General features: G+C 70.8%; 7 protein-coding genes. All 7 read left to right on the top strand.

Annotated elements, in window-relative coordinates:
- Positions 1-905 (top strand): hypothetical protein (locus tag ABZS66_RS17795; RefSeq protein WP_354758796.1); only part of this gene is annotated, 905 nt, incomplete at its 5' end.
- A 145-nt stretch (positions 906-1,050) separates the two neighbouring features.
- Positions 1,051-1,497 (top strand): DUF948 domain-containing protein, encoded by a 447-nt coding sequence (locus ABZS66_RS17790; protein WP_354758810.1) that lies wholly within the window; start codon positions 1,051-1,053, stop codon positions 1,495-1,497.
- Positions 1,498-1,554: 57 nt separating this feature from the next.
- Complete coding sequence (locus ABZS66_RS17785; RefSeq protein ID WP_354758794.1) at positions 1,555-1,821, top strand: hypothetical protein; 267 nt, start codon at positions 1,555-1,557, stop codon at positions 1,819-1,821.
- The gene (gene alaS, locus ABZS66_RS17780; RefSeq protein WP_354758792.1) at positions 1,818-4,478 is read left to right on the top strand and encodes an alanine--tRNA ligase; all 2,661 of its coding nucleotides are present in this window, start codon (positions 1,818-1,820) and stop codon (positions 4,476-4,478) included. The genes ABZS66_RS17785 and alaS overlap by 4 nt, the downstream gene beginning before the upstream one ends.
- 673 nt (positions 4,479-5,151) lie before the next feature.
- A complete protein-coding gene (gene ruvX, locus ABZS66_RS17775) occupies positions 5,152-5,619 on the top strand; it encodes a Holliday junction resolvase RuvX (RefSeq protein WP_354758790.1) in 468 nt (155 codons plus the stop codon).
- Between the two features lie 21 nt (positions 5,620-5,640).
- A complete protein-coding gene (mltG, locus tag ABZS66_RS17770; RefSeq protein ID WP_354758788.1) occupies positions 5,641-6,825 on the top strand; it encodes an endolytic transglycosylase MltG in 1,185 nt (394 codons plus the stop codon).
- Positions 6,815-7,624, top strand: coding sequence for a shikimate dehydrogenase (locus ABZS66_RS17765; RefSeq protein WP_354758786.1), 810 nt, complete (start codon positions 6,815-6,817; stop codon positions 7,622-7,624). Before mltG ends, ABZS66_RS17765 begins: the two co-directional genes overlap by 11 nt.
- The last annotated feature ends 22 nt before the right edge of the window (positions 7,625-7,646 follow it).

The following is a 7,646-nucleotide window of genomic DNA, read 5'->3' as shown; positions in this document are numbered from 1 at the left end:
GCCGCGGCGGCCCGGGCCGCGCCACCGTGCCCGGCGCCGGCCGTCCCGGCCCCGGCGGCCGCCACCCGGGCGGGCCCGGCGGCCCGGGTGGCCCAGGCGGCCCCGGCGGGCATCCGGGCGGGCACCCCGGTGAGGCGCCGCCGAAGCCGTTCGTCGACCTGGCCCGCTTCGACCCGAACCCGGTCACCTACCGGGGCACGGCGACGACCCCGGGCGCGTTCGACTGGGAGTCCACGACGCAGATCGCGCCGTTCGGGCTGCTGCAGCGCGCCCAGGCCAAGCGGGTGCGCCAGCTGCGCATGGCCACGATCATCTTCGTGGTCCTCGCGGTGGTCAGCGCCCCGGCCGCGTTCTTCATCATCCGAGAATTCACCCGCGACCCGGTGTTCGTGGAGCTCGACCAGCTGAACCTGCCTGAGTGGGCGGCCCGCAACCCGACCGACGGCGCGCTCGGCAGCCGATGGTGCATCGGTGAATGCCGATCCCGCCAACGTACCTGGGAGTCCGCCCGCGGCCCCGAGGAGACCAACCGGGCGTTCGTCGGCAAGCTCCGTGACGCAGGCTGGGTCGAGTGGGACATCCCGGACTGCCAGGCCGAGGGCGTGGACGGCATCGAGACCTGCTGGCAGCGCGACGAGTACGTGCTGGACCTGTGGGTCCGGGCCGCGGTCTGCGACGTCAAGGGCACCCGGCCGACGGTGAACGCGTCGCCGCCCGCGGGCAGCGGCAAGCCGACCGCGAAGGCGCCGGTCAGCCAGCCCGCGAGCCAGCCGGCCGAGCCGCAGCCGAGCGAGATCGAGTCGCCGGCGCCCGGCCCGACCGCCATCTGCCCACTGGCGGTGACCACGATCAAGGTCTTCAACCGGATCAGTTACGACCCCGGCGGCACGCGGGACGGCGAGTAAGGCCAGAATTCTTGTCGTACCCCCGGCCTACGGTCTCTCCCAAGACCAGCGACACGGCCGGTCGAAAGGCGGCGATGCGTCACGGAGGGTAGATTTCCTCCGTTGGAGACGCGCGTCCAGTGAGCAAAGGAGGAACGGCGTGACCGTGACCTGGGGCGGTTTGGCGGCGCTGATCGCGGCGCTGGCGTTTCTCGTGCTCGTGTGCGTCCTGGCGGTGCCGATCCTGCGGATCCGGCACACCATCGACGCCGCCACCGGCGCGCTGCGTGACGTCGCGGACCAGACCACGCCCATGCTGGAGCGGGTCAACATGACGATCGACAACGTCAACGTCGCGTTACAGCAGACCCACACGACGCTCGACGGCGTCAACATGCAGCTCGCACGGATCGACACGATCACCGAAAACGTGTCGCACATCAGCTCCAACGTTGCGAACCTGTCCACTGTGGTCAGCGCCGCTGCGGCCAACCCGCTGGTGAAGGTCGCCGCCTTCGGCTACGGCGTGCGCAAGGCCGCCGCCAACCGCCGGCGCGAGGCCGACGAGGCCGAGGTGCGCGAGCAGATCAAGCAGCGCCGCCAGCGCGGCTGAGCCAAGACGCGGGCGGTGTCGCCCGCACTACATTCGAAGCGATAGAGAGGTTGAGCCATGCGGCGTTTGCTGTGGCTCGGGATCGGACTCGCCGTCGGGGCGCTGGTGGTCCGCGCGATCACCAAGAAGGCCCAGGCCTTCACCCCGCAGGGCATCGCCGCGTCGGCGCGTGACTCGGCCGCCGGCATCGCCGGCTCGGTGCGCGACTTCGTCGCCGACGTGCGCGACGGCATGGCCGAGCGCGAGGCCGAGATCCAAGCCGCGTTCACCGACGGCTCGACCCTGGACGATGACCTTTACCCGGAAGGCCGGCAGCACCGATGAGAACCGCGGAGATCAAGCGTCGTTTCCTGGCCCATTTCGAGGCGGCCGGGCATGCTGTGGTGCCGTCGGCGCCGTTGCCGGCGGTCGACGACCCCAACCTGCTGTTCGTCAACGCGGGCATGGTGCAGTTCGTGCCGTTCTTCCTGGGCCAGCGCACCGCGCCCTATCAGCGGGCGACGTCGGTGCAGAAGTGCATCCGCACGCCGGACATCGACGAGGTCGGCAAGACCAGCCGGCACGGCACGTTCTTCCAGATGAACGGCAACTTCAGCTTCGGCGACTATTTCAAGGAAGGCGCGATCAAGCTCGCCTGGGACCTGTCGACCAACCCGGTCGAGGCGGGCGGCTTCGGTCTGGACCCGGACAAGATCTGGGCGACCGTCTACCTCGACGACGACGAGGCCATCGACATCTGGAAGCGCACCGGCCTGCCCGCCGAGCGGATCGTGCGGCGTGGCAAGAAGGACAACTTCTGGTCGATGGGCATCCCCGGCCCGGCCGGGCCGTGCTCGGAGTTGTATTACGACCGTGGCCCCGCCTACGGCAAGGAGGGTGGGCCGGAGGTCGACGAGGACCGCTTCCTGGAGTACTGGAACCTGGTCTTCATGCAGCACGAGATCACCAACGTGCGCTCGAAGGAGGTCTTCGACATCGTCGGGGACCTGCCGAACAAGAACATCGACACCGGCATGGGCCTGGAGCGGATCGCGTCGATGCTGCAGGGCGTCGACAACCTCTACGAGATCGACGAGGTCAACCCGATCCTGTCCAAGGCCGCCGAGATGACCGGCAAGCGGTACGGGCAGGCCGTGTCGCACGTGGCCGCCGAGTCGCACCCCGACGACGTGCGGCTGCGGGTGATCGCCGATCACGTCCGCACCGCCCTGATGGTGATCTCCGACGGTGTGATCCCGTCGAACGAGGGCCGCGGCTACGTGCTGCGGCGCATCCTGCGCCGTGCGATCCGCTCGATGCGGCTGCTCGGCTGGCAGGAGGGTCCGGCGCTGCCGCTGCTGCTGCCGGTCGCCCGTGACTGCATGTCGCCGTCGTATCCGGAGGTGGCGGCCGAGTACGACAGGATTGCGTCGTATGCGTACGGCGAGGAGGAGCGGTTCCTGCAGACGCTGCACGCGGGCACGACCATCCTCGACCTCGCGGTCACCGAGACCAAGGCCACGGGTGGCCAGACCCTGGCCGGTGACAAGGCGTTCCAGCTGCACGACACCTACGGCTTCCCGATCGACCTCACCCTGGAGATCGCCGCCGAGCAGGGCCTGCAGGTCGACGAGGACGGCTTCCGCCGGCTCATGGCCGAGCAGCGCGCCAATGCCAAGGCCGACGCCCAGGCCCGCAAGACCGGCCACGCCGACCTCTCGGTGTACCGGCAGGCCCTCGACGAGGGCGGGCCGGTCGAGTTCACCGGCTACCGCGAGGTCGCCCGCGAGACGCGGGTCCGCTCGCTGCTCGGCGCCAAGGTCGCGGGGGAGGGCGAGGAGGTCTCGCTGGTCCTCGACGCGACCCCGTTCTACGCGGAGAGCGGTGGCCAGCTCGCCGACCTCGGCTTCATCACGGTCGGCAGCGGCAAGGTCGAGGTGCTCGACGTCCAGTCGCCGGTCCCCGGCCTCGTCGTGCACCGCGCGCGGGTCGTCGCCGGCGAGATCCGCCCGGGCGAGGCGGCGTTCGCCGAGATCGACGTCAACCGGCGGCGCGCCGTCTCCCGGGCGCACACCGCGACCCACCTGATCCACCAGACCATGCGCAACTTCCTCGGCGAGTCGGCGACCCAGGCCGGTTCGCTCAACGCGCCGGGCCGGCTGCGGTTCGACTTCAACACGCCGGGTGCCGTGCCGCAGAGCGTGCTGACCGACGTCGAGCAGCAGGTCAACGAGGTGCTGCTGCGTGACCTGCTGGTCCACGCGTTCATCACCACGCAGGAGGAGGCGCGCAAGATCGGCGCGATGGCGCTCTTCGGCGAGAAGTACGGCGACGAGGTCCGCGTCGTCGAGGTCGGCGACTACGCCCGTGAGCTGTGCGGCGGCACGCACGTCGAGCGCTCCAGCCAGCTCGGCCTGGTGAAGATCCTGTCGGAGGCGTCGGTCGGCTCCGGCATCCGCCGGGTCGAGGCCCTCGTCGGCATCGACGCGTTCAGCCACCTGGCCCGCGAGCACGTCCTGGTGTCCCGCCTCGCCGAGCTGTTCCGCGTCCCCGGCGACCAGGTCGCCGACCGGGTCGAGCAGACCGTCGCCCAGCTCCGCGACGCCGAGCGCGAGCTGGAGAAGCTGCGCACCCAGGTCGTCCTCGCCGGCGCCGCCGGCCTGGCCGACTCGGCCCGCGACATCGGCGGCGTCGCGTTCGTGGGCACCGAGGCCCCCGAGGGCACCTCGGCGAACGAGGTCCGCACCCTGGTCCAGGAGATCCGCGGCCGCTTCCCGGCCGACCGCCCCGCCGTCGTCGCCGTCACCTCCCGCGCCGGCGGCAAGGCCTCGCTGGTCGTCGGCGTCAACGCGGCGGCGAAGTCCCGCGGCCTCAACGCCGGCGCCCTGGTGAAGACGGCCCTCTCCGGCCGCGGCGGCGGCAACGCCGACCTGGCCCAGGGCGGCGGCGTCCCCGCCGCCGACGCCCCGACCCTCCTCACGGCCGTGGAGCGCGCCCTGTAACACTCGCGGCCCAGCACGACCGTTGCCCTGCCCGTCCCCGACGGGCAGGGCAACGCCGTCTCAGGAGCGGTGCCGGGAACGGAGCGGTGCCGGGAACGGAGCGGTGCTGGGAGGGGAGCGGTGCTGGGAGGGGAGCGGTGCTGGGAGGGGAGCGGTGCTGGGAGGGAGCGGTGCTGGGAGGGAGCGGTGCTGGGAACACGGTCGCGTTCGGGTGGCGCGGTGGCGGGAGCGGAGCCGGGAACGGAGCGGTGCCGGGAACACGGCCGCGTTCGGGCGGAGTGGTGCTGGGAGCGGAGCGGTGGCGGGAGCGGAGCGGTGCTGGGAGCGCGGTTGCGTTCGGGTGGAGCGGTGCGCGGTGCCGGAGCGCAGCGGGGTCGCCGACGTCCATGATCGATGGCGGCTTCTGGCTGTCATGGCGACCAGAACGCGCCATCGATCATGGACGCGTTCGGCCGCCCAGCGTGCGGGTAGTGCCGCATGTCCGGAATTTCGCCCAACGGGTGAGGTCCGCGGGGCTGGTGGGGACAGAGTGACGCAGGGTGAACGGTCGGGGTGAACGGTCCGTTCGCGAACGGGTATATCGCCGTGATTCGGGTCGAAGTCCCCCGCCGGAGGGCTAGATCAACGACTCCGGGGCTCATCAGGGTGAGGCAGGCGGGTTAGGGTGCCTAGCGTGACAGGGGAGTGGGTCCGCGGCCGGCGGATCGGGGTCGATGTCGGCAGCGTCCGAGTCGGAGTCGCCGTCTGCGACCCCGACGGGATCCTCGCCAGCCCCGTCGCCACCCTCGCCCGTGACCAGCGAACGGACGAGGAAGACCCTTCCGACATGTCGCAAATCATGGCCTACGTCGCCGAATACGAGGCGATCGAGATCGTCGTCGGGCTGCCCATCAACCTGGCCGGGAAGGAAGGGCCGGCGGCCGGGCTGATCAGGCAGTACGCGGATCGGCTCCGGCAAATGGCCGCGCCCGTGCCCGTCCTGCTCACAGACGAGAGGATGTCCACGGCGGCGGCAACCCGTAGGCTGTCCGAGCGTGGCGTCCGGGGACGGCGCCAGCGGGCGGTCATCGATCAGGTGGCCGCCGTGGAGATCCTGCAAGGGTGGCTCGACGCGCGACGGGCCGGGGCAGTTCGCGGCTGAGCACCAGGAGGCAGTGTGCAGATGAACGAGCTGGATCTGGCGTGGGAGGAAGAGGAGCGGCCGCGTCACCGGCGCCGCGCTTCTTCCGCGCCCGCCAGGAAAAAGAAGAAGGGGCGCGGTGGAAGGACCTTCCTCGCCTTCTTCATCAGCCTGCTGGTCATCGGCGGTCTCGCGTTCGGGGCCTACGCGGGCGTCGACCGCGTCAAGGACCTGTTCGCCGCCCCCGACTACAACGGTGGGGGCACCGGTGAGGTGACGGTCGAGGTCAAGAGCGGCCAGACGTCGCTCGAGATCGCCCAGACCCTCCTCGATGCCGGGGTCATCAAGAGCACCAAGGCCTTCGTGGAAGCGGCGAAGAAGAACGAGGAGCGCAGCAAGAAGATCCAGCCGGGCTTCTACAAGCTGCGCAAGCAGATGCGCGCCGCCGACGCCCTGACGACGCTCGCCGACCCCAAGAACAAAGTGGTCGACCGGGTGACGATCCAGGAGGGCCTGACGATGAAGGCCACCTTCGAGCTGCTGTCGAAGGAGACCGGCATCAAGGTCGAGGAGTTCAACGCCGCGGCCAAGGACCCGATCGCGCTCGGCGTGCCCGACTTCTGGTTCAACCGCACCGACGGCAAGCCGGCCAACAAGACGGTCGAGGGCTTCCTGTTCCCCGACACGTACGAGTTCGGGCCGGGAGAGACCGCGACCACGATCCTCAAGAAGATGGTCGCCCACTTCCTGTCGGTGGTCCAGGAGCTCGACCTCGTCAACATCGCCCAGGGCAAGGAGCTCATGCCGTTCTCGGCGCTGATCAACGCCTCGCTCGTGCAGGGGGAGGCCGGCACGATCGCCGACATGCCCAAGGTCGCGCGGGTCATCTACAACCGGCTCAACAAGAAGCCGCCGATGAACCTCGAGTTCGACTCGACCACCAACTACTGGCGCGAGCTGCAGGGCCAGCCCCGCAAGCACAACCTCACGACCGCCGAGCTCACCGACCCCAACAACCCGTACCGCACGTACGGGCAGGCCGGCCTTCCGCCCGGCCCGATCTGCAGCCCGGGCAAGGAGGCGCTCAACGCGGCGCTGAACCCGACGCCGGGCGAGAAGTGGCTCTACTTCGTGCTCATCGACAAGGACAAGAACTCGGCGTTCACCGACGACTACAACCAGCACCTGCGCAACATCGAGACGGCGAAGAAGAACGGTGCCTACTGAGCGACGGGCAGCGGTGCTGGGCAAGCCGGTGAGCCACTCGCGCTCACCGGTCCTGCACAACGCGGGCTATCGGGCCGCCGGTCTGACGCACTGGCGGTACACCGCCGTCGAATGCGGCGAAGCGGAGCTCCGCGGCCTGGTCGAGGGCCTGGGCCAGGAGTGGGCCGGGCTCTCGCTCACCATGCCGCTCAAGGAGGAGGCGCTGCGGGTCGCCGCGCTCGTCGATCCGTTCGCGCAGGCGATCGGCGCCGCCAACACGCTGGTGCGCCGGGCGTACGGCTGGCACGCGTACAACACCGACGCCCCGGGCATGGTCCGCGCGCTGCTGGAGGCGGGCGTGTCCCGCACACCGCGGCTGGCCCTGCTCGGCGGCGGCGGCACGGCGCGGGCGGCGATCGCGGCCGCGGCCGCCCTGGGCGCCGACGTCACGGTCTACACCCGCCGGCCCGAGGCGGCCGACGAGCTGCGGCCGGTGGCGGACGCGCTCAACGTCGACCTGGCCGGCGAGCCGTGGGAGCGGGCGGCCGAGGCGGCCACGGCGCCGGTGGTGATCTCCACGGTACCGAAGGGCGCCGCCGACCACCTGGCCACTGCCGACTGGTCAGGTCGCCCGGTGGTGTTCGACGCCATCTACGACCCGTGGCCGACGCCGCTGGCCGCGGCCGCGCAGCACGCCGGGTGCGCGATCGTCTCCGGGCTCGACCTGCTGCTGTGGCAGGCCGCCGACCAGTTCGAGTTGTTCACCGGCGTGGCCGCGCCAGTGGGTGAGATGCGCTCGGCCCTGTACGCCGCCGGATGACGGCGGCGTGACAGACTTGCCC

The sequence above is a fragment of the Dactylosporangium sp. NPDC005572 genome (assembly GCF_040605515.1).
Taxonomy (GTDB): Bacteria; Actinomycetota; Actinomycetes; order Mycobacteriales; family Micromonosporaceae; genus Dactylosporangium.
This window is presented reverse-complemented; position numbering and strand designations above follow the sequence as displayed.

Coding starts and splice junctions, on each gene's coding strand:
- ABZS66_RS17785 (WP_354758794.1), top strand. CDS start 1,555: ATGCGGCGTTTGCTGTGGCTCGGGATCGGACTCGCCGTCGGGGCGCTG.
- alaS (WP_354758792.1), top strand. CDS start 1,818: ATGAGAACCGCGGAGATCAAGCGTCGTTTCCTGGCCCATTTCGAGGCG.
- mltG (WP_354758788.1), top strand. CDS start 5,641: ATGAACGAGCTGGATCTGGCGTGGGAGGAAGAGGAGCGGCCGCGTCAC.